This is a genomic window from Polaromonas sp. (assembly GCF_049790275.1).
GTDB lineage: Bacteria > Pseudomonadota > Gammaproteobacteria > Burkholderiales > Burkholderiaceae_C > Polaromonas.
The window spans coordinates 17,434-42,273 of record NZ_JBAQYR010000035.1; the positions used below are offsets into that span (position 1 = coordinate 17,434).

Annotated in this window: 23 protein-coding genes; 4 read left to right on the forward strand and 19 right to left on the reverse strand. The window is 60.6% G+C overall.

Annotation, left to right across the window (positions count from 1 at the left end):
* Window positions 1-12 precede the first annotated feature (12 nt).
* From WA904_RS04375 to WA904_RS04385, 3 genes are all read left to right on the forward strand, one after another.
* Complete coding sequence (locus WA904_RS04375; RefSeq protein WP_425195904.1) at window positions 13-423, forward strand: DoxX family protein; 411 nt, start codon at window positions 13-15, stop codon at window positions 421-423.
* A gap of 74 nt (window positions 424-497) precedes the next feature.
* Window positions 498-1,052 (forward strand): flavodoxin family protein, encoded by a 555-nt coding sequence (locus WA904_RS04380; protein WP_425195905.1) that lies wholly within the window; start codon window positions 498-500, stop codon window positions 1,050-1,052.
* 33 nt (window positions 1,053-1,085) lie between these two features.
* Complete coding sequence (locus WA904_RS04385) at window positions 1,086-1,970, forward strand: pirin family protein (protein ID WP_425195906.1); 885 nt, start codon at window positions 1,086-1,088, stop codon at window positions 1,968-1,970.
* A gap of 25 nt (window positions 1,971-1,995) precedes the next feature.
* On the opposite strand, the gene egtB is transcribed toward WA904_RS04385, so the two are convergent.
* Window positions 1,996-3,333, reverse strand: coding sequence for an ergothioneine biosynthesis protein EgtB (gene egtB, locus WA904_RS04390; protein WP_425195907.1), 1,338 nt, complete (start codon window positions 3,331-3,333; stop codon window positions 1,996-1,998).
* A 52-nt stretch (window positions 3,334-3,385) separates the two neighbouring features.
* Window positions 3,386-4,168 (reverse strand): sulfurtransferase, encoded by a 783-nt coding sequence (locus WA904_RS04395; protein ID WP_425195930.1) that lies wholly within the window; start codon window positions 4,166-4,168, stop codon window positions 3,386-3,388.
* Window positions 4,169-4,343: 175 nt separating this feature from the next.
* Between WA904_RS04395 and dnaE the strand changes: the two genes are divergently transcribed.
* Window positions 4,344-7,850 carry a DNA polymerase III subunit alpha gene (dnaE, locus tag WA904_RS04400; protein WP_425195908.1) on the forward strand — a complete coding sequence of 1,169 codons (3,507 nt, stop codon included), beginning with the start codon at window positions 4,344-4,346 and terminating at the stop codon, window positions 7,848-7,850.
* Window positions 7,851-7,921: 71 nt separating this feature from the next.
* Here the strand turns inward: dnaE and tolA are convergent, their stop codons facing one another.
* The 17 genes from tolA to WA904_RS04485 all read right to left on the reverse strand — a co-directional run bounded on the left by tolA (window position 7,922) and on the right by WA904_RS04485 (window position 24,772).
* A complete protein-coding gene (tolA, locus tag WA904_RS04405; RefSeq protein WP_425195909.1) occupies window positions 7,922-8,812 on the reverse strand; it encodes a cell envelope integrity protein TolA in 891 nt (296 codons plus the stop codon).
* A 3-nt stretch (window positions 8,813-8,815) separates the two neighbouring features.
* Window positions 8,816-9,247 (reverse strand): biopolymer transporter ExbD, encoded by a 432-nt coding sequence (locus WA904_RS04410; RefSeq protein WP_425195910.1) that lies wholly within the window; start codon window positions 9,245-9,247, stop codon window positions 8,816-8,818.
* A gap of 16 nt (window positions 9,248-9,263) precedes the next feature.
* Window positions 9,264-9,956 carry a protein TolQ gene (tolQ, locus tag WA904_RS04415; RefSeq protein ID WP_425195911.1) on the reverse strand — a complete coding sequence of 231 codons (693 nt, stop codon included), beginning with the start codon at window positions 9,954-9,956 and terminating at the stop codon, window positions 9,264-9,266.
* Window positions 9,953-10,381 (reverse strand): tol-pal system-associated acyl-CoA thioesterase, encoded by a 429-nt coding sequence (gene ybgC, locus WA904_RS04420; RefSeq protein ID WP_425195912.1) that lies wholly within the window; start codon window positions 10,379-10,381, stop codon window positions 9,953-9,955. The genes tolQ and ybgC overlap by 4 nt, the downstream gene beginning before the upstream one ends.
* The gene (locus tag WA904_RS04425; RefSeq protein WP_425195931.1) at window positions 10,378-11,574 is read right to left on the reverse strand and encodes a pyridoxal phosphate-dependent aminotransferase; all 1,197 of its coding nucleotides are present in this window, start codon (window positions 11,572-11,574) and stop codon (window positions 10,378-10,380) included. Before WA904_RS04425 ends, ybgC begins: the two co-directional genes overlap by 4 nt.
* 18 nt (window positions 11,575-11,592) lie before the next feature.
* Window positions 11,593-12,111, reverse strand: a complete 519-nt coding sequence (nusB, locus tag WA904_RS04430; RefSeq protein ID WP_425195913.1) for a transcription antitermination factor NusB — start codon at window positions 12,109-12,111, stop codon at window positions 11,593-11,595.
* Window positions 12,112-12,144: 33 nt separating this feature from the next.
* Window positions 12,145-12,609 carry a 6,7-dimethyl-8-ribityllumazine synthase gene (ribH, locus tag WA904_RS04435; protein WP_425195914.1) on the reverse strand — a complete coding sequence of 155 codons (465 nt, stop codon included), beginning with the start codon at window positions 12,607-12,609 and terminating at the stop codon, window positions 12,145-12,147.
* Window positions 12,610-12,611: 2 nt separating this feature from the next.
* Window positions 12,612-13,724 carry a bifunctional 3,4-dihydroxy-2-butanone-4-phosphate synthase/GTP cyclohydrolase II gene (gene ribBA / locus WA904_RS04440; RefSeq protein ID WP_425195915.1) on the reverse strand — a complete coding sequence of 371 codons (1,113 nt, stop codon included), beginning with the start codon at window positions 13,722-13,724 and terminating at the stop codon, window positions 12,612-12,614.
* 3 nt (window positions 13,725-13,727) lie between these two features.
* Entirely contained in the window at window positions 13,728-14,363 is a 636-nt protein-coding gene (locus WA904_RS04445; protein WP_425195916.1) for a riboflavin synthase, read from the reverse strand.
* Between the two features lie 54 nt (window positions 14,364-14,417).
* Window positions 14,418-15,503 carry a bifunctional diaminohydroxyphosphoribosylaminopyrimidine deaminase/5-amino-6-(5-phosphoribosylamino)uracil reductase RibD gene (ribD, locus tag WA904_RS04450; protein ID WP_425195917.1) on the reverse strand — a complete coding sequence of 362 codons (1,086 nt, stop codon included), beginning with the start codon at window positions 15,501-15,503 and terminating at the stop codon, window positions 14,418-14,420.
* A gap of 82 nt (window positions 15,504-15,585) precedes the next feature.
* Complete coding sequence (locus WA904_RS04455; protein WP_425195918.1) at window positions 15,586-16,194, reverse strand: hypothetical protein; 609 nt, start codon at window positions 16,192-16,194, stop codon at window positions 15,586-15,588.
* 29 nt (window positions 16,195-16,223) lie between these two features.
* A complete protein-coding gene (locus tag WA904_RS04460; RefSeq protein ID WP_425195919.1) occupies window positions 16,224-16,733 on the reverse strand; it encodes a type IV pilin protein in 510 nt (169 codons plus the stop codon).
* Window positions 16,734-16,739: 6 nt separating this feature from the next.
* Window positions 16,740-21,830 carry a pilus assembly protein gene (locus WA904_RS04465; protein ID WP_425195920.1) on the reverse strand — a complete coding sequence of 1,697 codons (5,091 nt, stop codon included), beginning with the start codon at window positions 21,828-21,830 and terminating at the stop codon, window positions 16,740-16,742.
* Window positions 21,831-21,841: 11 nt separating this feature from the next.
* The gene (locus WA904_RS04470; RefSeq protein WP_425195921.1) at window positions 21,842-22,528 is read right to left on the reverse strand and encodes a pilus assembly PilX family protein; all 687 of its coding nucleotides are present in this window, start codon (window positions 22,526-22,528) and stop codon (window positions 21,842-21,844) included.
* Complete coding sequence (locus WA904_RS04475) at window positions 22,528-23,526, reverse strand: PilW family protein (protein WP_425195922.1); 999 nt, start codon at window positions 23,524-23,526, stop codon at window positions 22,528-22,530. Before WA904_RS04475 ends, WA904_RS04470 begins: the two co-directional genes overlap by 1 nt.
* Window positions 23,523-24,143 (reverse strand): type IV pilus modification protein PilV, encoded by a 621-nt coding sequence (gene pilV / locus WA904_RS04480; protein ID WP_425195923.1) that lies wholly within the window; start codon window positions 24,141-24,143, stop codon window positions 23,523-23,525. Before pilV ends, WA904_RS04475 begins: the two co-directional genes overlap by 4 nt.
* The gene (locus tag WA904_RS04485) at window positions 24,134-24,772 is read right to left on the reverse strand and encodes a GspH/FimT family pseudopilin (protein ID WP_425195924.1); all 639 of its coding nucleotides are present in this window, start codon (window positions 24,770-24,772) and stop codon (window positions 24,134-24,136) included. The genes pilV and WA904_RS04485 overlap by 10 nt, the downstream gene beginning before the upstream one ends.
* Window positions 24,773-24,840: the final 68 nt, after the last annotated feature.

The following is a 24,840-nucleotide window of genomic DNA, read 5'->3' on the forward strand; positions in this document are numbered from 1 at the left end:
AAAGGATTCACCATGCTCAACTCACTGCAAAACCCGCTTTCCCTCCTTGGCCGCGCGCTGATTGCCCTGCTGTTTATTCCGGCCGGTTTCAGCAAGATTGCCGGCTTCGCCGGAACCGCGGGTTACATCGCCTCCAAGGGTGTGCCGCTTCCTGAAGTGGCTGCGGCTGCAGCCATTGGCGTGGAATTGGGCCTGGGCCTGTTGTTGCTGGTTGGCTTCCAGGCACGCTGGGCCGCGCTGGGCATTGCGCTGTTCACCGTGGTCATCACGTTCATCTTTCACAACTTCTGGGCTGTCCCTGCCGAGCAGGTCATGATGCAGCAACAGGCTTTCTTCAAGAACATCGCAGTGGTCGGCGGCCTGCTGACCATCGCGGCCTGGGGCGCTGGTGCCTGGAGCGTGGACGGCCAGAGCAAAGGCTGATCGCACGCCATTGAGATTTGCAGGCCGGCTTTCCAGCCGGCCTTTCTGTTTTCTTCACACATCAAGGACGCGCAATGACAAGTGTCATCGTTGTTTACCACTCGGGTTATGGGCATACCCAGCGCATGGCGCAGGCCGTCGCGGAGGGCGCAGGCGCCCGGCTGCTGGCCATCGACGCCAACGGCAATCTTCCCGCGGGAGGCTGGGAACAACTGAAGGCTGCCGACGCCATCATCTTTGGTTCGCCGACCTACATGGGCAGCGTCAGCTGGCAGTTCAAGAAGTTTGCCGATGATTCGTCCAAACCCTGGTTTAGCCAGGAGTGGAAAGACAAGCTGGCCGCCGGCTTCACCAACAGCGCGGGCATGAACGGTGACAAGCAGGGCACGCTCACCACGCTGTTCACGCTGGCGATGCAGCACGGCATGCTGTGGGTCAGCCAGGGCCTGATGCCGTCCAATGCCAAAGCAGCAAAGCGCGACGACATCAACTACCTGGTGTCTTACAGCGGAGCGATCGCACAATCGCCTTCCGATGCAGGGGCCAGCGAGATGGCCGCGGGTGACCTCGAAACGGCCAGGCTGTTCGGCAAACGCGTGGCCGATGTGGCTGCAAGATTTCACGCCTGATCCCTGCCTGGAAAACTTTCTGGAGACATTGCCATGCCTGTTGAACTGAAGCTGACCGGACACGAGAAGGATCTGGGGGGCGGCTTTCGTGTGCGCCGCCTGCTGCCGGCCGCGCAGCGGCAGTCGGTAGGCCCTTTCCTGTTTTTTGACCACTTCGGTCCGGTCACGGTGGTACCCGGGGCGGCCCATGATGTGCGGCCGCATCCGCATATCGGCCTGGCAACGGTGACCTACCTGTTCGAAGGCGCCATCATGCACCGCGACAGCCTGGGCTTCAGCCAGCGCATAGAACCCGGCGCCATCAACTGGATGACGGCGGGGCGCGGCATTGTGCATTCGGAGCGCGCGCCCGGGGAATGGAAGGACAGGGAATACGTCAACCACGGCATCCAGCTGTGGGCGGCCCTGCCGCGTGAGCAGGAAGAGGTCGAACCGGATTTCGTGCACACGCCGGCAACTGCCATTCCCGAGGTGCTGCTGGACGGCGCACAGGTTCGGGTGCTGGTGGGTGAGGCGTTTGGCCGCAGCTCGCCGGTCAGGACCTTCTCGACAACGGTTTACCTTGACGTGCAACTGGCCGCCGGTACCGTTTTCGAATTGCCGCCGCTGGCCCAGGAACTGGCGCTGTATGCCGTGGATGGCCCGGTGACGGTCGACGGTGAGCAGGTGGAGGCACACACACTGACGCTGCTGGCGCCGAAGTCTACGGCGGCTGTTGTGGCCAACAGTGCGGTCCGGTTGATGGTGATAGGCGGCGATGCGCTGGACGGGCACCGCTTCATGTGGTGGAACTTTGTGTCCAGCCGCAGGGAGCGGATAACGCAGGCTGCGCAGGACTGGGAGCGGCAGGCCATGGGCCGGGTGCCAGGGGACGCCGAATTGATTCCCCTGCCGGAGCGGCGGCTGATTCCGGACTGAGCTCTCCTGCGTCAGCGAGCCAGCATCACCCGATATCGCGCGCCAGGCGCAGCCCGCTGAACTGCCACTGGGCATCCGGCGGGAAAAAGTTGCGGTAGCTGGCGCGTACATGGCTTTGCGGCGTGGCACAGGAGCCGCCACGCAGCACCAGCTGGTTGCACATGAACTTGCCGTTGTATTCGCCGACCAGTCCTTCCCAAGGCTTGTAGCCGGGATAGGGGTTGTAGTTGGACTGGGTCCACTCCCACACGTCGCCAAACATCTGGGCCGGATGGCCCGTGCTGCGATGCTGCAGTGCGATCGGGTGGTAGGCGCCGCTTTCAACAAAGTTGCCTTCGGCCCGCAGCCCAGCCGGGCCTGGCACGCTGCGCGCTGCCAGCTCCCATTCAAACTCTGTCAGCAGGCGCGCCCCGGCCCAGCGTGCATAGGCATCGGCCTCGAAATAACTCAGGTGGCATACCGGCGTGTGGGGATCCACCTGCACCCAGCCCTGCAGGGTGAAGTTGCCATGCGGCTCCCCGGGTGTTGCAGGCGCCTGCCAGTACAGCGGCATGCTTGCTTCGCGGGCCTGCACCCAGTCCCAGCCCATGGACAACCACAGTTCCGGGCGCTGGTAACCGCCATCCGCCATGAAAGCCATCATTTCGCCATTGGTGACCAGGCGGCTGCCGATTTCGAACGGAGCCACATATGTTTTGTGGCGCGGCGTTTCGTTGTCGAAGGCAAATGGTCCGTCCAGGGCGGACTCAAACCCGTGTTCGATCAGACCGCCTGCGAAACCCAGCCACTGAAGCGGCTGGGGGCTGATACCGGCCAGCGGCCACTGCCGCGCATAACCCGGCCGTGCGGGGTTGAAGGAGAGGGCATGTTTGATGTCCGTCAGCAGCAGCTCCTGGTGTTGCTGTTCATGCTGCAGACCCAGCGTGACGAGCTTCTGCAATTCGTCACCGGCAGGACCGGCCTGACCAACCAGAATCTGCGCCATGACGTTCTGCACGCGTTCGTCGACCTGGGCGCGGTAAGCCAGCACCTGCTCCAGGGCCGGGCGGCTGATCATGCCGCGCTGGGGGCGTGGATGCTTGGCACCGACACCGTTGTAGTAGCTGTTGAACAGCACTCGGAAGCCGGCGTCAAAGGGCTGGAAGTTCTTCTCGAAGCGCTCGAGAATGAAGGTCTCGAAAAACCAGGTGACATGGGCCAGGTGCCATTTGGCGGGGCTGGCGTCCGGCATGGATTGCAGCTGGCAGTCTTCGGCACTCAGCGGTTGTGCCAGACGTTCGGTCTGGCCGCGGACTTGCTGGAAGCGCTGGGCCAGGCTGGAGGTCCCGGCGGCGGCATGGCGGGCGGCGGTGGGTGTGGGCATGGCAGCTCGATGCAAAAAAAAGTGAAAGGGCGGTATGGCCCGGAAAACCCGTTCAGCTTTCCATGTCTTGCGGTGCCGGGCTGTCAGACAATGCCCCGACATTCACGCGGGGTTTCAATGCCGGATCGAGTGCGCGCCGCTCGTCGAAGACAAAACATTCTCCGTCAAAGTGGGCGTGGCCGCTTTCCTCGAAATATTTGAGGATGCCGCCGTCGAGCTGGAAGACATGTTCGACGCCGGCCTCGCGCATGAAGATGGCAGCCTTCTCGCAACGTATGCCGCCGGTGCAGAAACTCACCACGGTTTTTCCTTGAAGCTCCTCGCGGTGCTGCAGCAAGGCCTGCGGAAAGCCAGTGAACTTGGTGATGCGCCAGTCAATGGCGTCTCGGAAGGTGCCCACATCCACCTCGAAGTCGTTGCGCGTGTCCAGCGTCACCACGGGGCGCCCCTCATCGTCATGGCCGGCATCCAGCCAGCGCCTGAGCGTCACGGCATTCACCGCCGGAGCGCGGCCGGCCGCGGGCTGGATGGCTGGATGGTCCATGCGGATGATTTCCGGCTTGATCTTCACCAGCAGTTTGCGAAAGGGCTGGGCGTGCGACCAGCTTTCCTTGGCCTCCAGCTCATGAAAAAGCGGGTCGAGCCGCAGCCATGCCAAAAAATCATGAATGTCGCTGGCGCGGGCGGCCAGGAACAGGTTGATGCCTTCCCCGGCCAGCAGCACGGTGCCCTTGATGTTGCGGCTTTGCAGGGCTTCCCGCAGTGCGGCCTGCCGCTCCGGCAGGCCTTCCAGCGACACAAACTTGTAGGCCGCAACGTTCAGAACTTTCATGATGCCGGAATTGTAGGGGGATGCCTTTACGGAGGACGGCGATCAGGGATGCCAGTATTTTTCCAGCAGGGGCCGCGGGTCCGGCTTTGCCGGCCCGCAGGCGCAGCGGCCCCTCGGGGGCAGGGAGTTACACGCAGTGAGCGACCGTGGGGCTCTACCTCCCCCCTAAAATGAAGCCATGTTTGTTCATTTACGCATCCACACCGAATTTTCAGTGGTCGATGGCACCAACCGCATCGATGAAATTGTGGCTGCTGCCGCGGCTGACCGTCAGCCCGCCCTCGCCATCACTGACTTGGGCAACCTCTTTGGCACCGTCAAGTTCTACAAGGAGACCCGCAGCGCAGGAGTCAAGCCGCTGATTGGCGCAGACGTGTGGGTACAGGTTCCGGGCAAGGACGCCGGCGCCGCACCGGCCAGGCTGCTGCTGCTGGTGCAAAACCGCCAGGGCTACCTGAACCTGTCGGAACTCCTCACACGGGCCTGGACCCGCGGCGTGGTGCGCGACCTGGCCGTCATCAGCCTGGAATGGTTGCAGGAGCTCGGCGAAGGCCTGATCGCCCTGTCGGGTGCGCAGGGTGGCGCCGTCGGGCAGGCGCTGGTGCAAGGCGACGGCCCGCGAGCGCTGGAATGTGCGCTGCACTTCGCGGGTTTGTTTCCGCACCGCTTTTACATGGAATTGCAGCGCGCGCAACGCGCCGACGACGAGCAGCATGTGGCGGCGGCGGTGCAACTGGCCGCCCGGCTCAAGCTGCCGGTGGTGGCGACCCATCCGGTGCAATTTCTGGGGTACGAGGATTACGAGGCCCATGAAGCGCGCGTGTGTATCGCCGAAGGCGAAATCCTGGGCAACGCTCGGCGCGTGCGCAAGTTCACGCGCGAACAGTATTTCAAGTCTTCGGCGCAAATGGCCGAGCTGTTCGCCGACCTCCCGTCGGCGCTGGCCAACACGCTGGAAATTGCCAAACGCTGCAACCTCAAGCTCGACCTCGGCAAGCCCATGCTGCCCGAGTACCCGACGCCGGAGGTCAATGGCGTGCGCATGTCGCCCGACGAGTATTTTCGTTACGCCTCGTTCGAAGGACTGGAAGAGCGGTTGGCGCACCTGTACCCGGATGAAGCGGTCCGCGATAAAAAACGGCCGGAGTACGTCGAGCGGCTGGAGTTCGAGATCAACACCATCCTGAAGATGGGGTTCCCGGGCTACTTCCTGATCGTGGGCGATTTCATCAACTGGGCCAAGAACAATGGCTGCCCGGTTGGGCCGGGCCGGGGTTCCGGCGCCGGCTCGCTGGTCGCTTACTCGCTGAAGATCACCGACCTGGATCCGCTGCAGTACAACCTGCTGTTCGAGCGTTTCCTGAACCCGGAGCGGGTGTCCATGCCCGACTTCGACATCGACTTCTGCCAGACCAACCGCGACCGCGTGATCGACTATGTGAAAGACAAGTACGGCCATGCCGCGGTCAGCCAGATCGTCACCTTTGGAACCATGGCAGCACGCGCGGCGATCCGCGACGTCGGCCGGGTGCTCGATTTCTCCTACGGCTTTTGTGATGGCATCTCCAAGCTGGTGCCCAACAAGCCCGGCCAGGCCGTCACCCTGCAGCTGGTGCCTGCCGATCGCAAGAAAAACGACAAGATGGTGTACGCGCTGGAGGCCGAGCCGGTGCTGGCCGAGCGGGAAGCCAAGGAAGAAGACGTGCGCACCCTGCTGGAGCTGGCGCGCAAGCTCGAAGGCCTGACGCGCAACGTCGGCATGCATGCCGGCGGCGTGCTGATCGCACCGGGCAAACTCACCGATTTCTGCCCGCTGTACCTTCAGCCCGGCAGCACCTCGGCCGTGAGCCAGTTCGACAAAAACGACGTCGAGGCCATCGGCCTGGTCAAGTTCGACTTTCTGGGCCTGGCGACGCTGACCATCCTGGAGCTGGCGCGCGAGTTCATTGTCCAGCGGCATCCGGCGCAAAAGGACTTCAAGTTCGAGAACCTGCCGCTCGATGACCAGCGGGTTTACGCGCTGTTTGCCGAGGGCAAGACCGAAGCCGTGTTCCAGTTTGAAAGTATCGGCATGCAGCGTATGCTGCGCGACGCGCGGCCGAACCGGCTGGAAGACCTGATCGCGATGAATGCGCTGTACCGGCCGGGTCCGATGGACCTGATCCCGACCTACATTGCGCGCAAGCAGGGCAAGGAAACACCCGAGTACCCGGACCCGCGGGTCAAGCCCATCCTGGAGGAGACCTACGGCATCATGGTCTACCAGGAGCAGGTGATGCAGACGGCGCAGATCCTGGGCGGTTACTCGCTGGGCGGCGCCGACATGCTGCGCCGCGCGATGGGCAAGAAGGACGAGAAGGAGATGGCCTCGCAGCGGGAAATTTTCCGCAAGGGTGCCGGTATCAACGGCCTGTCGCAGGAAAAAGCCGACGAGGTTTTCGACTTGATGGAGAAGTTCGCCGGTTACGGCTTCAACAAGTCCCACTCCGCCGCCTACGCCTTGCTGGCGTACCACACCGCCTGGCTCAAGCGCCACTACACCGCCGAATTTTTCTGCGCCAACATGACGGTGGAAATGGGCGATACCGACAAGCTGAGAATTCTTTTCGGTGACGCGCAGAAGATGGGCATCAGCTTCGAGTCGCCCGACGTCAACCGCGGCCACTACCGCTTCGAGCCGATCAGCAACACCAGCATCCGTTACGGCCTGGGTGCCGTCAAGGGCACGGGGCAGCAGGCGATCGCCGCCATCGTCGCGGCGCGCGAAGAGGGCGGGCCCTTTGCCTCGCTGTACGACTTCTGCCTGCGCGTTGACAAGACAAAAATGAACAAGCGCACGGTCGAAGCGCTGATCAAGGCCGGTGCCTTCGACAACCTGCAACTGAACCGCGCGTCGCTGCTGGCATCGGTGGACCGGGCTTTCGAGTTCGCCGCACAGGCCGAGGCCAATGTCAACCAGGGTGGCCTGTTCGACATGGACTCCCATGCGGCCAGCACGCAGGAGCCGCCACTGGTGGCGGCTGTGCCTTTTGGTGTGAAGGCGCGGCTGGTGCAGGAAAAAACCGCGATCGGGTTTTACCTGTCCGGCCACCTGTTCGACGAAGTCGAGACCGAGGTCCGGCAGTTCGTCAAACGCAAGATCGACGATCTGATCGATTCGCGCGACCAGCATTTGCTGGCGGCCATCGTCAGCGACCTGCGGGTCATCAACGGCAACCGCGGCAAGCTGATCATTTTCAAGCTCGACGACAAGACCGACACGCTGGAAGCCTCGGTGGACGAGGCCACCTTCAATGCCAACCGCAACCTGCTCAAGGACGACGAGCTGGTGATCGTGCAGGGCACGCTGCAACCGGCGTCAGAGCGCTTCGGCCGCCGCTTCAAGGTGACGCAGGTCTGGAGCCTGGAGTCCGCGCGCTGCCGCTTTGGCAAGTACCTGCGCGTGGCGGTCAACGGTGCGGCGCCGGACGTGCAGCGCATCGTGCGGGACTTTCCGCCGCGCAAGGAGATGTCGGAGCAGGGGGAGGTCCAGCGCGGCTTGCCGGTGCGCCTGAGCCTCAGGCGCGACAGTGTGGTGGCCGAGCTGCAGCTTGGTGAAGCCGCGAAATTTTTCCCAACCGATGCGGCACTGGCCAGCTGGATGGCCCAGGCCGACCAGGGGCAGGCGCAGATTGTCTATGAGTGAAATCGGGCGTTTACCCTTATTCCGCGGGCGCAAGCAGCTATTTTATTGATAGCGATTGAGCGAGTTCTCGCTCAATCTTTCGGCCGGAATTCCAGAATCATCGGTGTCGGAACCCGCCCATCCACATCGCGTGGCATGGTCTCCGTGCGGATGATGGCCTTGATCACGGCATCGTCCCAGGCCCTGTTGCCGCTGGATTTGATCAGGCGCTGGCTGATGATGCTGCCGTCCAGTGCCGTGCGCACTTCCACTTCCGCCGTCGGGTTTCCGGCAATGTCTTCGGTGAACACGATGTTGGGCTTGACCTTGGCGCGCACCTTGCCTCCGTAGCTGGCGGAAGGGCCGCCGGCTTTTGGCGCTGAGCCTTTGGCATCGGCTGCGCCCGTGGCGCCGGCCATGCCCAAAGCCCGCTTGATGTTGTCCTGCCGCTGTTTTTCCGCGGCTGCATCCGCCAGCTTCTGCTTTTCCTGCTCTTTCGCATCCTGTTTTTTCGCCTCGGCTTTCTTGAGCTCTTCTGCCTTGCGTTTGGCCAGCTCTTCCTTGGCCTTCTGTTCCTTTTCCTTTTTGGCCTGAAGTTCTTTGAGCCTTTCCTGCTCCTTCTTGGCTTCTGCGAGCTCGGCTTCTTTTTTCTTCAGTTCGAGCTTGCGCTTTTTCTCGCGCTCCAGCGCAATGTCCACGTCCGGCGTGGGTGCCGGCGGTGGGGACTTGACCACCGGTTCAGGTGCTCGCGGAGGAGGAGGGGGCGGAGGCGGGGCTTCCACCAGCTTGGGTGCTGCTTCCTGCGGCACGCTGGACCACAGCTCGGCTTCGAAGGAGAGGTTGGGGTCGCTGTGTTTCCAGTTGATGCCCCAGGTCAGTGCCGCTATCAGCAGCAGATGAACCAGCACTGCCAGGCCGAAAGCCCGCAGCGCACCGGGGTCGCCGTGCGGGGCAAAGTCGAGGCGGTCGGCGGCGCTGGGCATGGGTCAGTTACCAGTCTGCACCGAGAGGCCCACGCGCGCCACATTGGCTTTCTGCAGCGCGTCCATGACCTTGACCACGGTTTCGTACTTGATGGATTTGTCGGCGCTGATCACCACCGGCGTGACCTGCTCGCCGGCCGGAACCGACGGTTGCAGGCGTTTGACCGCGGCGCCAACCTCGCTGAGTTTGGCGGGCGTGGTGGTGCCTGCCGACTTGATCTGGATGACTTCGTCCTTGCTGATCTCGATCTGGATCGGCTTGGGCGGCTGCCCCGGCGCCTTGCCCACCCTGGGCAGCGCAATCACGCTGGGCGTGATCAGTGGCGCTGTCACCATGAAGATGATGAGCAGCACCAGCATCACGTCGATGAAGGGCACCATGTTGATTTCACTGATGGTGCGGCGGCCTCGGCCGCGGGAGTTGACTGCTGGCATGGCGAGTCAATCGTGTTCAGTGGCCTGAAGGCGAGGTGGCGCCCAGGTTGCGTTGCAGGATATTGGAGAACTCTTCGATGAAGGTCTCCAGCTTGTTGGCCACGCGGTCGATGTCGTGGGCAAAACGGTTGTAGGCCACCACTGCCGGGATGGCGGCGAACAGGCCGATAGCCGTGGCCACCAGCGCCTCGGCAATACCGGGCGCCACGCTCGACAGCGTGACCTGCTCCAGCGCGGCCAGGCCGGTGAAGGCGTGCATGATGCCCCAGACGGTGCCGAACAGGCCCACATAGGGCGAAACCGAACCCACCGTGGCCAGGAAGGACAAGTTGGCTTCAACCGCGTCGACCTCGCGCTGGTAGCTGGCGCGCATGGCGCGGCGGGCGCCGTCCAGCAGGGTGCTGGGGTCGGCCATGCGGCGCTCGCGCAGTTTCTGGAACTCGCGCATGCCGCTGGCAAAAATGCGTTCCATCGGGCCGCTATGCTTGGCGTTCTGGGTGGCTGCGGCGTACAGGTCGTTCAGGCTGGTGCCGGACCAGAACTCGCGGTCAAATTCATCGTTGAGCGACTGCACGCGCTTGAGCGAAATGATCTTGCGGAAGATGGCGGCCCAGCTCGCAATCGACACGCCAACCAGCAAAGCCACCACGCCCTGGACTACCCAGCTGGCGTTGAGAATGAGGTTGACGATGGATAAATCCTGGTTCATGTTGTGGTTTCCAGACGGTCAAGAAGGTGAGCAGGAATTCTTGCAGGTTTCAGGCTGGCAGCCTCCACCCAGCCTATGCGTATCGTGCCCTCGCTGAGCAGTACCTGCTCTCGCTCTGATTTTAATAGCGCACTCTGCGCGATTATCAAGGACGCCCGGCCTTTTTCGATCAAGCGGGCAGTAACAATGAGTTCATCATCGAGGCGGGCAGGGCGGTGGTAGCGCACGGTGGTCTTCGTCACTACAAAGATGCCGCCGGTGCGCTCTCGCAGGCGCTGCTGCTCGATGCCCAGTGATCTGAGCCACTCGGTGCGCGAGCGTTCAAAAAATTTCAGGTAATTGGCGTAGAACACAATGCCGCCGGCATCAGTGTCTTCCCAGTACACACGCATCGGCCACTGGAAGGCTTGGCCGGTCGGACTCATGTGAGTGCTGCCCTGAGCCTTGCCACCGCTTCCTGCAGCTGTTCCATTGAATTCGCCGTGGAGAAACGGATGTAGCGTTCAGGCGCATCGGTGCCGAAATCGCGGCCGGGCGTGACGGCCAGGTGGGCGCGTTTCATCAGCTCAAACGCAAAATCCCAGCTGCCGCTGACGCCCAACCGGGCGGCGGCAGCGGTGCAGTCGGCATAGGCATAAAAAGCGCCGTCGGGCATGACGGGCACCGTCAGGCCCAGGCGGTTCAGTTCCGGGATGAAGTAGTCGCGCCTGGCCTTGAACTCTGCGCGGCGCCGCTCGTACTCCGCCAGGCTCTCTGGCTCGAAACAGGCCAGTGCGGCGTGTTGTGCCACGGTGCTGGGGCAGATGAACAGGTTTTGCGCGATGCGTTCGATCACGGGTGCCAGGCTCTCGGGCACCACCAGCCAGCCCAGGCGCCAGCCGGTCATGTTGAAGTACTTGCTGAAGCTGTTGATGCTGATGATGTTGTCGCCCAGGCCGTCGGCCATGGCGAGTGCGGTATGGCCAAACCGCTCCTCGTAGCTCAGGCCCAGGTAAATCTCGTCGATCAGGGTGACGCCGCCGCGGCTGGTCACAAACTCGTGGATGCGCCGCAGCTCTTCCGGTGCAATCGAGGTGCCGGTAGGGTTGGACGGCGAGGCCAGCAGCACACCGCGCGTCTTGTCCGTCCAGGCCGCCTGCACTTTGGCCGCGCTGAGCTGGAAGCGTTCTTCAGCCGTGGTGGGAACCAGCACCGCATTGCCGTCCGCCGCGCTGACAAAGTGCCGGTTGCAGGGGTAGCTGGGGTCGGGCATCAGGATCTCGTCGCCGGCTTCGATCAGTGCCAGGCAGGCCAGCTGCAGCGCGGCCGAGGCACCGGCAGTGATGATGATGCGGCCGGGTGCGACGTCGGCATGAAAGCGCGAGGCATACCAGCGGCTGATGCACTCGCGCAGCGACTGCAGGCCGGTCGCCTGGGTGTATTGCGTGTTGCCGTCGTGGATGGCTCGGGCCGCGGCCTGCTGGACCAGCGGCGGCGCAGTGAAATCCGGCTCGCCGATGTTCAGGAAAATCATGGGTCGCGCGCTGTGGGCGACTTCCCTGGCCATGGCCGCTGCGGCCTTGGCAACCTCCATCACATAAAAGGGCTCAATGCGCTGGGCGCGCCGGGCTATCCTCATGTCGCTCACGGTGTGCGCTCAGGCTTTCTGGTCGGCCGCAACTTCTGCGGCACGCAAGCCGGGCGCGAGCTTGTGCAGCACACCGTTGACGTACTTGTGGCCGTCGGTGCCGCCGAAGGCTTTGGCCAGTTCGATGCATTCGTTGATGACGACGCGGTAGGGCACGTCCAGGCAGTGCTTGAACTCATAGGCGCCTATCCACAGCACCGCGTGTTCAACCGGCGATATCTCCGCCATCTTGCGGTCCAGCAGCGGCGTGATGCTGGCGTCCAGCGCCTCGGCGCCTTCGATGCAGCCGTGCAGCAGCGCGTCGTAGTGGGCAGAGTCGGCCTTGTGAAAACCGACCAGGTCGCGGGTGAAGGCGTCGATGGACTCCGCCTCGTTGCGCCCGACCATGTGCTGGTACAGCGCCTGCAGGGCGAACTCGCGCGCGCGGGTGCGGGCGGACTTGTCGGCTGCCTTTTTAACGCCGGTGTCGGTCAGGCCGGTGCGGGTCTGCGGCGGGCGTTTGGGTTTGGTGGTGTTTATGTCGGACATGGCGCGCTGGTTGGAGGTGTTGGCAATGGATGCTCAGGAAAGGTCGTTCAGCAGGTTGGCCATTTCCACTGCAACACGCGCCGCATCGCGGCCCTTGTCGACCTGGCGCGCTTCGGCCTGCGCGACGTTCTCCACCGTCAGGATGGCATTGGCGATCGGCAACTGGTAGTCCAGGGCCAGGCGGCTGACAGAGGCGCCGCTTTCGTTGGCCACCAGCTCGAAGTGGTAGGTTTCGCCGCGGATGATGCAGCCCAGCGCGATCAGCGCATCGTACCGGTCGCGCTCGGCCATGGCCTGCAGGGCCGCAGGAATTTCCAGTGCTCCGGGAACCTTGACGTGGTGGATGTTCTTTTCTTCGACGCCGAGCGCCAGCAGCTCCAGCCAGCAGGCCTTGGCCAGCTCGTTGGTGATGCTTTCATTGAAGCGTGCCTGGACAATGCCGATGGCGAGTTTTTTGCCATCCAGCTTGTCCGCTGTTCCTTTTTCTGCTCCAAACACGGTCAATCCTTTTTGTTGGCGATGTAGCCGGTGATCTCCAGCCCGTAACCCGTCATGCTGGGCATGCGGCGCGGGTTGCCCATCAGCATCATTTTGTGCACACCGCACTCGCGCAGGATCTGTGCGCCCACGCCATAGGTCCGCAAATCCATGCGGCCGCGTTCGGGCGCTTGGCTGGCACGTGCCGTGCCTTCGAATTGCGCGAGCAGCTGCGCGGCAGTTTCCCCGCAATTGAGCAGCACCGCCACGCCTTTGCCCTCTTTGGCAAGATAGGCCAGGCTCTGGTCCAGGCTCCACGAGTGCATGGAACGGCCGGTTTCCAGCGCATCGAGTATCGACAGCGGCTCGTGTACACGCGCAGCCACGGTGGCGTCGGACGCCCATTGGCCCTTGACCAGGGCCAGGTGCAGGCCCTGGCTGGTCTTGTCCCTGAACGCGTGGGCCGTGAACTCGCCAAAGGTGGTTTGCAGTGTGCGGCTGCCGATTTTTTCAATCAGCGAGTCATGGCGGCTGCGGTGTTCGATCAGGTCGGCAATCGTGCCGATTTTCAGGCCATGTTCGGCGGCGAAGAGCTGCAGGTCCGGCAGGCGCGCCATGGTGCCGTCGTCTTTCATGATCTCGCAGATCACGGCCGCCGGTGAGCAGCCCGCCATGCCGGCCAGGTCGCAGCCGGCTTCCGTGTGGCCTGCGCGCATCAGCACGCCGCCATCGACGGCTTGCAGCGGAAAGATATGGCCGGGCTGGACCAGGTCGCTGACCTTGGCGTCTTTGGCCACGGCGGCCTGTACGGTGCGGGCGCGGTCTGCAGCCGAGATGCCGGTGGTCACGCCCTCGGCGGCTTCGATCGACACGGTGAAGGCGGTGCTGTGTTTGGCGCCATTGCGGGTTGCCATGGGCGGCAGCTGCAGCAGCTCGCAGCGCTCGCGCGTCAGAGTCAGGCAGATCAGGCCGCGGCCGTAACGTGCCATGAAGTTGATGGTTTCGGGGGTGACGTGGTCGGCGGCCAGCACCAGGTCGCCTTCGTTTTCACGGTCTTCTTCATCGACCAGGATGACCATGCGGCCGGCCCGCATGTCGGCCATGATGTCTTGAACGGGGGAAATGGCAATGGTCATGGTTCAGTTTTTCTTTTCATCGTGGAGCATGCGCTCGACATAACGCGCGATCAGGTCAATTTCCAGATTCACCTGCGATTGTGGCCGCAGATGGCCCAGGGCCGTGCTTTGTACGGTGTGGGAAATCAGGTTGATGCTGATCTCGCAGCCAGCCTGGGCACCTTCCAGGTCCGTGACGCGGTTGACCGTCAGGCTGACCCCGTTGACCGTGATGGATCCTTTGTAGGCCAGGTATTTGCCCAGCTCGCGGGGGGCGAGGATACGCAGCTCCCAGCTTTCACCGACCTGGGCGAAATGCGTGACCGTGCCAATGCCATCCACATGGCCTGCCACGATATGCCCGCCCAGCCGGTCATTGGCACGCAGCGCTTTTTCGAGGTTGATGGGCCCGGGTTCCGCCAGCCCGCTGGTTTTGGCCAGTGATTCGGCCGAAATTTCAATCAAGAACTGGTTTTTGGCGCTGTCCAGCGCCGTGACGGTCATGCAGGCGCCATTGAGTGCGATGCTGTCGCCCAGGCCCACGTCATCAAGGTAACCCGCTGGCGCCTCGATGGTGAGTCGCTTTCCATGGTCCAAAGAGCTGCCCAGGCTATGGGCAGCGACGATGCGCCCCACGCCGGTGATGATTCCGGTAAACATGGCTGCATTTTCGCAGAGATTGCGCGCGCTCAAGGGCCGCGGCGCAAAGAAGGCCTAAAAGCGGTCGCGCCCGCTGACCCGCGCGACGATGCGTAGGTCGGGCCCCAGCCTGTCGCTGGAGCGGAAATCGAGGTTCACCGCCTGGGAAAGCTCGGTGATGGGACCGAAACTGGCGATGCCCGCCCCCTGGCCGATCAATTTGGGCGCCAGGTACACCACAAACTCGTCCACCAGCCCTTCGCGGATCAGCGAGCCATTGAGCTTGTGCCCGGCCTCCACATGTAGCTCGTTGACCTCGCGGCGCGCCAGATCGTGCAGCATGGCCGCCAGATCCACCTTGCCCTGGGCATTGGGCAGATAGATGACGGTTGCACCACGCGCCTCAAGCGCAGCTTTTTTGGCATCATTTTGCTCGGAAGCGTAGATGTAGAGCGCGCGTCCAGCTATGAAAAGGTGAGCATCCAGCGGGGTCTCGAGGCGGCTGTCCACCACCACCAGGTGCGGCTGGCGTGGCGTGTCGACCATCCTCACGTCAAGGCGCGGGTTGTCCTCCAGCACGGTGCCGATGCCGGTGAGGACGGCACAGGAGCGAGCCCGCCAGGCGTGACCATCGATACGCGCAGTCTCGGACGTGATCCACTGGCTGGCCCCGTTGTCCAGCGCCGTCTTGCCGTCAAGCGACGCAGCCACCTTCATCCGCACCCAGGGTGTCTTGCGGATCATGCGGCTGAAAAACCCGATGTTCAGCTCGCGGGACTCCTCCGCGCCCGGACCGACCTCGACCTCAATGCCCGCGGCACGCAGACGCTCGAAGCCCTGGCCGGACACCAGTGGATTGGGATCCGCGATGGAGGCAACCACTTTTTTGATGCCAGCCGCAATCAGCGCGTCGCAGCAGGGACCGGTACGGCCGTGGTGGGAACAGGGTTCGAGGGTGACGTAGGCGGTGGCGCCGGCTAGTGAATGGCCGCGGGCGGCGGCATCGCGCAGGGCCGCTATTTCGGCGTGCGGGCCGCCAGCGCGTTGGGTATGGCCTCTGCCCAGAATCTGACCGTCATCAGCGGTGTAGATCGCACCGACCCGGGGGTTGGGAGAAGTCAGAAGCATGGAATCCCGAGCAAGAGCCAGGGCGCTTGTCATGTCGCTTGAGATCAAAGTAAACCAGCCAATTTTGTGCAATCTGGATCAAAAAAGTACCAGCAATGACGCAAGCGGAAAAAAATCAGGACTCAAGCGCCATTTCGAGTGTTCGTTGGCTGGCTACCTGCCGGCCATTTTTAGTGGCAGGAGTCATTTTGGTTTGCTTCAAGCTCTGTTCGATGTTCTGCTTTTGCTCCCGCGGGATTTGCGGTTGCGAGGAAAGTAACGCCACATTCAGGATATCTCCATTTTCGGCTATCCAGACCTGAACGATCAGGTGTCGAAGTTGGATAGAGGCAGGAGTTTGCGGAGGAAGTTGCCAGTTCAGGACAGGGAGTGCCGGTTGGTCTACCTCTGCAATGCCGTAAAACCTGGTATCTGCGTCGGGGAGCCAGGCATTCCGATGCATCGAAGCCGCTGCGCCCCGCACACCACCTGCTTCGATCTTGGGCGGTTGCGGCATTTCTGGCGTTGCCGTTGCCGCTGTCATTGGGAGGCTGCCCACGGACGTTGACGGTTGTTCGATCACGCGAGCAACGATGTGCTGTACGGCACCGTTGGACTGGGCTTGTCCTTGAGGCGAGCCGAAACGCGAAAATAGCGGCTGTGCGACAAAAACTCCGTAATGCAGGGCCACGGAAGTAGCGATCGCTACCATCCACCGCATGTCCGGCAGTTCACTGAATTTCAATTCAGGCCTTTAGCGCCCGCGAATGACAACTACTTCCAGCAAGCCGTAGCTGCTGCCGATGCGGAGCTAAAGGAGGATGTGGAGAATCCGGGGTTGCTTTTGACGCCCGTGTTGGTGATCTGAAAGTCGCCACACTTGTCGGACGCCACGGGCCCTCCTGCAACGCGCGTTGCCGTGAGGGTGTAGCTTCTTGCCGCTGACGCTGATACTGCAATCGTATAGGCGCCTCCGGAGCCTCTGGGGGACTGTGCCAGGTTTGCTGGGAAGATGTCTGCAACAGCTGTTCCGGCGGTGTTGACGTCATATCTGAAATTTTCAGAGTAGTGGCGCTCCATCCACTGGGAAGCTTCCAGCAATATTGTGCGTACTTCCGCGCGCCTGCTCTTGGCGATGTGTTCCTGGTAACTCGGGAAGGCAATGGCAGCAAGAATTCCAATGACTGCAACAACAATCATGAGTTCAATGAGGGTAAAGCCGCGATCGAGGTTGAAGACGTGCGGGCTACGGCCTCCTGCCAACACTTTTGGAGCGGGTTTCATGCTTGCTTACCTTGTTTTGAAGGAGGGGATTTCACGCCAGTAGATTCGCGCTGCAGTATTCGGAGCTCTCGCCGTTATGTCGGTTGTGTCACCGATGATACGGGTGCAGTCCTGATCGCCCGAGGCGCATTGGGTACTGGTGGCATCTCTGGAAAACGTGACGCGCTGATCGGTAATTTTTATCGACGCTATGTGATAGACGACACCGCCGATCGTACGCGTTCCAAAAATATCCGAATCCAGCATGCCGCTAATCGGGTCCAGGAACGTGGAATACGCAACCGGCCCACTGAAACAGATATTGGCACTGGTTGCGGCCGGGGCAATGGAAACCGTAGCAAGCAGGCCCTGTGTGATCGTAGGGTTGCTGACCACCATTTCGGAGGTGTCCGGAAGACCGACGTACCACCCTTTTTTGCTGGTCCAGTCCATGGCCGTACCGGTGACATAGCCTTCACCGACAACGCCGTTGGTTGGATCTGCGTCGTCGACGGTGATACGGTTGAAGGTACGTGCTGCCAGTTGGGTACGAAGACGAGGCAGGCCGGTGCTGGCATCATCCAGCAAGGCCGGGTTGGATACATAGCTGGCACTGGAGTAGAGAGGCGCATCCCAGATGCCGAAGATGGCATGGGTTCGGCCAGAACCATCCGGAAAATCCGAAGAAACAATCGATTTTCCAGTCGCAAAATTGATCACCACGCCGCCGAGGGGATGAAAGCGGTACTCGGGCGCGGAGGTGATAGGCAGCCGAAGCGCAGAAGCGTCGGATTGTTTTGCGATAAACAAGGGGCGTTTATTCGTTCCATCGGCGTTGGCATACGCAACCTTCCAGTTGGCCTGGTTGGAACTGGATACATCAAACTTCCACAAATTCCCCTTCAGGTCACCGGCGTAGATGTAGTCTGCTACGCCGTCATTGTTGGTATCTACCCATGTTGCTTGTGAAAGCCCATTGGCGGGGCCGCCGTCTGCCACGAGTTTGACGTAATTTGTAGACGGAGACCAAACCCCTCCATAGGGACCATTGGCAAACAGGATGTAAAGGGCTGCAGAGCCGTTGGTGCTGTTGACGCCATTCGGCATGAGCACGGCGAATTTGCCGTTGTTCATCTTGACGACCGCCGAGGATTGCTGACTTACCCGGCTGATTGCACCCATTTGGGCCAGGTTGTAGCCCAGGTCGCCGCTGCTGTCATCTGCCTCGGAGAATTGCCATTTGAAGATACTGGCTGCGTTGGTTTCAGTCAATGCATCCGGGTCGGTGACATCAAGGGCGTAGATGCCCTTGCCGCCGCGTCCCAGAGAGGCAAATAGATAGGTTTTCCAGGCTGCCGCAGGTGCGGCGGCGTCGTAAGCGGGATCTCCGGTGTTGATAATGGTCGAGCCCAGCAGCACGTCAGCTGAATAAGGAGTCCCATCCTGGAAGGCCTGCACTTTTTCTGTGGCCGGTTCTACCCAGTCCTGCAGGCGGGAGTGAAGGAGCTGCGGCACATAGGAAACGATGGGCGTTCCGCCTGTGGATGTGGGGCTTGCCGCGTTGAATCCATGGAGCATGCCATCGCCCGCGCCTACCCAGACAATGCTTTTGCGATTTTTGTTTGCGGTCACAAAGGCGCCATATCCCGGAAATCTTGAGCCGAAGAAACTTGCACTCGGTGGCGAGGTTACCGTTGGGTTGGAACTCACAACGGGACCCATGATGGAGTTGGCATTGCGCTTGCGAAACCGGAACCCATTTGGCGTTTCGTCGGTGCGGCTACCCCGCAACCAGTTTAGTTTGGCCTCCGCCGTGGCGTTGGTCCCACCAAAGGCAATGGTTTTGACGGGATCTGACAGGGCTGCCCATGTAAATGGCAGACCGGTTGAATTGCCCACATTGGTAATGATCTGACGCGATGCTGGAGCCAACGCCGTCAATTTGGTATGGGCGGCCCAATTGTAGTGCGTGCGATCAAGGGTGCCGTCGGTTTTCAGGACAACATCAAAGGAGCCATCCGCTTTGACGATGAACGTCAGGAGTTCGCCGTGGCCATCGTCTGCGTCGAAGCTCGCCAGGTATTTCAGGCTGCCCGACTGAATCTGCGCAGACGCCACGGCGGGCGCCGTGTTGGATGCGCCAACGATGGCGCTGAACGCAGCCCTGAGGGCTTTTTCAAGCTCGCTGGGTCGAATCGCCAGGAAATAATTGTCTGGATAACCATCTGCCCCAGATGTTCCATCGAGTTTTTTTACGTCCCAGTTGGCTTTGTCCGCGGTGGGTTTCTCGAAATAGATCTTGGGGTCAGACGGAGGAACGGTGACATTTTCGTTTTTGCTGAAACCGCCCCATTTGGCCGCGTACCACAGGGGGTCTTGCAACTGTCCAGCAGTTGCTGTGCCGAAATCGTACTCAGCCCGGCTTTCTTCCTGGTTCACTTCGCAGTTACGGCAACCACCCGTTCCGTTGATATTGCTGTGCGCAGTACCGTCGGCCTTTGTCACGGTCGGCGAGGTGCTGTCGTTGAAGTTGTAGGTATAAATGCCGGAATGGAAGTGCGCGCCATCTTTGGTGCTGCCGGATATGGTGTAACCAAAACCTTGAGGGTTCACTGATGCGGCATTAAAAACCCGGGTGTACACGTACACCTTGGTGCCTACGACCTCGTACCGCAGGATGCCCGAAGCATCACTGTCGTAGTCACCACCTTGCTCGGAGTCTTCCCAAATGATCAGGAATTTTCCGGATGTGGCCGTGGGGGTACCCACGACACGGAAGTCAACCAGGGTACCGCCACCAACCGCGCCACCCGCAACCAGTTGGTAGGAGGGCTGGATAATGATTTTGCGGCCCGCAAGGGTAGGGTGCGGAATTTCAATACGGGGTTTTCCGGGAGACAGTGCGACCGAAAAGCTTTTGACTTTGAACGCATCCGGATTCGCGATCAACTGCGCGGCAGTTGGCGTCCGCACAGCGTTGGTTCTGGCCCAATAGGCAGCGCCGGACAGTGCATACGAGCCCGCATAGGTTGGCGCGTCAGGGCACAAACCGTCTGCTGCCGCCAGTGTGGAAATGGTCTTGCCGGTACAGGTTCCATCGTTGGTCGTGCCATTGTTTCCAATGAAGAACTTGTTGCCATGAATCCCTTCATCGGTGCCGATCACGTTGATCATGTTGACCAGGCTGGGGCCACCCGGCAGCGTGGCGAATGGGCTCCACTGGGTGCCAGTGTTGTTGTCATAAGACGTCACGCTGGAATTGAAATTAATGGCATTGATGGCGCGGCACTGGCCCTGTCCGAATATGGCGTCGGCAGCTGTCTTGGCGGCAGCATCGGCCCGGTTCACTGGATCAACCCAGGCCGGTTTTGGTAGACCCATGGCGGCATCTTTTGAGCCTGTTTGTGTGTAGTCGTAATTGGAACTTGGAGACAGGCCGCCAAGATAGCGGAGCGCCTCTGTGAACATTTCACCCATGGGGTTACCCCAGCTGGTGCACTGGTTGTCTGTCAGCGACGTCAGCTGAAAAGTACAGTTACCATCTCCGATATAGGTGCCGTCGCTATACCGATAGCCGTAAACGCGCAGCTTGTTGATGGTGTAAACAATGCCCTGGGTGGTTGTATACGTGCCATCGGTTGTGTAATTCACTTCGTTGCGGAATGACTGCAAATTACTTCGAAGTACACCGCCGCTGATATTTTTCGCAAAGGAACCGGTCATCAACCCGAATTCTGCAAGGTTGCCTTCCCCATACTCGTGCAGCAAGCCCTGGGGTTTGAAGTTGCCTGACGGGTACTGTTTGCAGTTTTCGGTGCCCAGCAGCGTTGAGTTGCAGGCCGCGACACGGACAATAAAGTCTGGCCCGCTCCCCGACACGACCACGCCCTGCGTGCCTTTGGTCGGGTTGCTTGAGCCTGCCCCCAGCCCGGTAATGCCGACGTTGTTGCCGTTGGATGCGCTTTTTTCACCGCTCCAATGGCACTGCCAGCGTTCATTGGCATTCCATAGCTGGTAGTCGCCTCTTGCGATGCGCATCAAGGGCGGGTTGGCATTGGTATGGGAATCTCCATTGCCCGCTGTGTTGGTGTTGAATGGAGAATTTGCGGTCAGGTTGTCGCCGAGGGTTGTATTACAAATAGTGGCGGAGGTTTGCGTCAGATTTTGAATTGTCCAATTCTTGAAATTGCTGCTGGCGCTGCCTGGTGTTACGTATCCGGTTGGCGTGACCACCATGTTGAACCAGCCATCCGTACTGTTGACCTCCAAGGCAACACCCTCCATATAGCGTGCTGCATTGCCCTCGTCAACGGCCCTTACCTGATCTCCCACCTCTATGGTGAACGTGCTGTTTAGGGTGACTGAGTAGGTGACGCAATGGTAGTCGGGTGGAGGCGTGGTAGGGGGGTCTTGGGCGGCATAGTAAGCGACGACCTTGCTTTCGCAGGTGGTTGAGGTGGCAGCCGAAGGCGCGCTGCCGTCATTGTTTCGATACGCTTTATTGCTGCCTGCAACAAACCGGACTTGCCGCCTGGCGTTGTTGTTGCCATTGTTGCTGATGGTGGCCGATGCTGCCAACTGGGATGCGCTGAAGGGTGTGAGTTGCGCGAGATCGTCCCCCTTGTAGTACTTGGCAAACGAATGGGCGTCTGTAGGCAAACTGGCTCGCTCGAGCACCGTAAGAGCAGCAGTGTCGGTCGAACGATGGCCGCCATACAGAACTTTGCGCACCACATCAATACGTGTCATGGTGGCCCAGTTCAGGAAATTACCACTCCAGTTGCCTGAGCAGTATTTGGTCGTATTGGTACTGACAGGGTCAAACCGATTCGTGGTGCCGCTGTAGCTGTAACACTTGTAGGAGTCGAAGTAGCCGTAATAGTTGAAACTGTGCTTGTAGGTGGTTTCCGGCAGTCCGTCTCCGTCGAGATCGGAAAATTCGTCATAAGCCCGGTAAAACAGCTGATGGTCTTTCGACATATTCAGCATGATCATTGGCCTCGGGGTGGAGGTCACGATGTTGGGCGGTATCGCCGGCGTCAGTGCTTGTGCAGCTGCCGGTGCTTGCCAGCACGCAACGGCAAGAAAAAGACCGGCAAAGAAAAGTTTTTCTTTCATCGTATTTCCTTTTATTTGTAGGGCCGGTAATAAGTCTGCATAACAACTTCTGTGTTGATGTCTGCGCCAAACCCTCTGGATGTGATGCGCATCAGTTGGTCATCGCCTCTTCCCAAGTATTCAATGAGATACTCTGGCTGCCTGGCCACACCGGCGAGCCGCGCGACGCCCGTGAACGTACCAAGTGGAACGGAACCGTCGAAGTTGCAGTTGACGTTGACGCCCGTGGCATCTCCCGGTTTGGGGCTGGCGGCGCCGGCAGGATCACCATCCCACCGCCCCTGCTTGTCATTAATGGTGGGCCACCAGGGCTCAGGGTTGACGACGGGAGTGGCCATGTAGTTGCTGGTGTCGTAGTGCGTCAACTCAAACCTGCATTGCCCACGGGGGCAATTCGTATCGAAATGCGGAGCGCCAACTACAAGCGGCCGGTTGGTGTCGCGGGCACACAACGCGTTGGTCTGAAGGACAGATGGAATTCGCAGGTCGCGCTCGCCATCACGCAAGGCCGCTTCGGCGGCTTGCCTTGCCACCTCATAGTCAAGCTGGTTTCTGGACAACGTCTCGCCGGTGGTAGCCCGCCGGATACCCAAAGTGCCCAGGATCGTGATGACCAGAAGGAACATGAGGACCACAGGAAGGGACACACCCGTTTCCATGCGGAGCGACGGCCGATATGCAAACTTGGCGAGTTGCATCAGTAAGTTCCAGTCAGGTTGTTGCGAATGGCAAATACACGCTCGAACCTCTTGTACAGCGATCGGTCCGTTGCCGCATAGGTGACGCTAGCCCCTCTGCAATTGGTATAGGTGCGCAGGCTGCCCGCTTTGTCCTGGGTCCGAATGCTGTCGGGGCTGCGCGTTAACACACATATCCGAACCGCGGTGACTCGCTGCCAACCTGTCATACCGCCGATGGTTGGCAAGGCAGCCACTTCCGTCGCGGTGTAGTAAGTCTGCGGAGACAGTCCGCCCGTTCCCCCATGAACGCCATAGGCAAGTGTCATGTCCTCAACGCCTTCGAAAATCGGCTGATACACAGTGTCTTCCGCGGCTTTCCCATTGCCATTGCAGGCGAGGCTTTTGGTGGTGATGGTTTGCGTGGTGCCCCCTGGCCCTGGCTTGGTGTAGGTTGTATTTGTCAGTCCAAACCGGTTGGAGACATAAAGAGGCCGTCCCGCCGCCGCCTGGATGACGTTGCTAGGGTCCGCTGAAACGTTTGCCCTCAGGCAATCGAAGCCACTGACAAACGTCGTTGCGTCAAGCTCTGCTTTCGCAAAATAATTGACCACCACCGAGTCAGGGGCGCCAGCGGTAGGGGAGGGGCATGCGCCTGTGGTCGGATTAAACAAGCCGCCATCGCAACCGAACAGCCCTTGGCTGTAGGCTGCCATTGCTATATTTTTCGTGTTGCTGAACCCCCCTGCGTACTGATCGCTGGTCGGACTTTGCACAATGGCGGGAAAAAATCCGGCCATTTGGAGATCGCGCCCGACCATGTCCAGCGCAAGTTTTCCGGTCTCGTTCATGCCCGCAACGTTGGACATCGCCGTGGCAGTAGCGCGCGTTCCCAGATAGGCGGCGGCTGCGGCCAGCGCGATCACCAGACTGATGACCAGACTCACCAGCAGTTCGATCAGGCTCACCCCGTTTTGCGGGGCCAGGGATGCCTTACGGTGATAGCCGGTTTTGATCACGGAATAATCTCCAGGTTGACACACTGAACGCCTGCCAGGGCCGCTGGAGTGCCTACCGCGGCGGGACAGCAGTTGCGGGCGGCAATACCCGTTGTGGCGGCTGTACAAGCGACGGGCTGGCGTAAAGTTTTCACGTTAGGGTCGGGGTCGGTTTCGTCGAGGAAGTCTTTATTGAACCAGGCGACGGTGATTCCGAAACGCAGATCCACACCTTTCACGCCCGTGGGAGTCACAAAACCTACGGCACCTGGGAGTTGCTGGTTCAAGTCGCTACGCCAGATCTGCAGGTCATAAGCGGCCAGCTCTGCGTTGGTGCAAATCTCGGCGTTGCAGTCCTTTGCCGGTGTGAGATAGGCGCTGGTGGCTTCAATGGAGGCGCGTTCCGCGGCGTACGTTCTGGTAAAGGTGTAGGCGACGGGATCCGCACTGGCGTTGGCCCGGATGCGGTCTGCCAGACTGCTGATATTGGAGGAAAGCGCAGACCTCACCCACCCGGTTTGCTCGAATTTGACGGAGGCCGTTTGCATGCCCACCATGCCCAGCAGCCCGATGGACAGTACAAGAATGGCTACGAGGGCTTCAATCAAGCCCGCACCTCGCTGGCGTGTTATGGACATGTACTCCCTCCCTTCTTTGTAATTACTCGCCCTGCAGTGCTTAGACAAATGGTTCGGTAATGAGGACTACCTACGGCTTCTGGGGTGTAGCTCAATGTGAAGGTCTCTTGGGTCAAAGCTGCCAAGCCTCTAGAGTCGAAAATAAGTCTGCGTAGAGTGCCTGATGCGGGCGTCAGCGTAAACGAGTCTGCTCCGGCCTGGCGGACCGCAATTAGTGTTGAGTTCACGGTTGTTGGGTCGTCTTGGGTGGGGCTGCAGCTCGGATTCGAAAAAACAATCCAGCCAGCCTGCCAGTTGGTCCCGGCGCCTGCACAAGTTGGTGTGCCCCCCGTCAATGCATTGGCAGTGTTGCTGGACATGCAAATGGTCACGCAGTTGTTTCGACTGATGGCCTCGACTCTGGCCCGTGCAATGTCGCTGGCAAATTCGCTGGTGATGGTCCCGACCTGATTGCGAACCAAAAATTCCCTCAAATTCGGAAGCCCAAAGGCGAGGATGACGCCTAATACCACGATCGCGACCATCAGTTCAATGATAGTGAACCCCGAGCTTGATCTCCTTGGGGAGATCCCAGTGCGGTCGGGTCTGGAGGCCGGTGGCTTCAGTCTGGTGGTGGAGTACTGGGGCATGGGCTCAGTATAGGAACCGGGGCTGAAGTTGCCGGTTCCGACCGTCGGGCTCCCGCTACCACTAATCT